The sequence below is a fragment of the Protofrankia sp. CiP1_Cm_nod1 genome, assembly GCF_920888515.1.
Lineage (GTDB): Bacteria > Actinomycetota > Actinomycetes > Frankiales > Frankiaceae > Protofrankia.
In genome coordinates, this window is sequence record NZ_CAKKTM010000207.1 from 10,327 (window position 1) to 11,449 (window position 1,123).

Here is a 1,123-nt window from a genome sequence, read left to right on the forward strand (position 1 = left end):
TTCCAGGGGCCGATGCCGCCGACGCGTTCCGGGGTGATCCGCAGGACGTAGCCGGGGGGTGGGTCGGGGATCGGTGACGGAGGGGCGTCCGGCCCAAGGTAGATCCTGGTGAGTTTCGCGAGCAGTTCGGGCGCGCCGCCCTCGATGACCTTCGCGTGCCCGTGGACGACCAGGTAATGGTCGAGGCCGCCGCCCTCGGTCCCTGCGGCCTCGATCGACAGCGCCACCCGTGGGTCCCGCTGGAGGTTGCGGAGCTTCTGGTACAGCCCCAGGTGGGCGGTGACGATCTCGTCGCCGTCGACGCCCACCCACACCAGGGTGATCTGGGGGCTGCCGTCCGGGTTCAGGGTGACGAGGTGGGCGAGGCGCCCGGCCGTCAGCGCGGCACGCACGGCGTCGGTCAGCAGAGTCATGTGTTCGACGTCCTCCAGGTGCAAGAAGGCGCGGCGCAGGTCGAGCCGCTGGTTGTGACTACGACAGCTGTATGTCAGAACCGGCCCGGCTATTCCCGGGAGGGCCGGTCACCTGCGGCGATGCCCGGTCGTCTGCCGCGCAGCCGCCCGAGGGCCGGCGGAATCACGATCATCTCGCCGGCGGTGTCGGGCGGGCCGTTCGTCGGATGGGCCGCGTCAGATGAGCTGTTCGGCCCAGATGGTCTTGCCGGTGCGGTTGTAGCGGGTGCCCCAGTGGTGGGTGAGCTGGGCGATGAGGAACAGGCCGCGGCCGTTCTCGTCGAGGGTGCGGGCGCGGCGCAGGTGGGGGGCGGTGCTGCTGGTGTCGGAGACCTCGCAGATGAGGGTGCCGCGGTCGCGGATGAGGCGGAGGTGGATGGGGCCGGTGGCGTGGCGGATGGCGTTGGTGACGAGTTCGCTGACGACGAGTTCGGTGGTGTAGATGGCGTCGTGCAGGCCCCAGGCGGTGAGCTGGTCGGTGGTGTGGGCGCGGGCGTGGGCGACGACGGCGGGGTCGGCGGGCAGGTCCCAGGAGGCGACCTGGCCGGCGGTGAGGGTGTGGGTGCGGGCGAGCAGGACGGCGATGTCGTCGTCGGCGGGCCGGTCCGGCAGCAGGGTCTTGAGAATGACGTCGCAGGCGGTGTCGAGGGAGTCGGTGGGCTCGCCGAGCG

2 protein-coding genes are annotated in these 1,123 nt (G+C 71.5%); both read right to left on the reverse strand.

From position 1 onward, the window contains the following. Positions 1–413: PPOX class F420-dependent oxidoreductase (locus NBX02_RS09500; protein WP_250280876.1), on the reverse strand; the 413-nt coding region annotated here is incomplete at its 3' end. Positions 414–629: 216 nt separating this feature from the next. Then, positions 630–1,123 (reverse strand): ATP-binding protein (locus NBX02_RS09505; protein WP_250280874.1); only part of this gene is annotated, 494 nt, incomplete at its 5' end.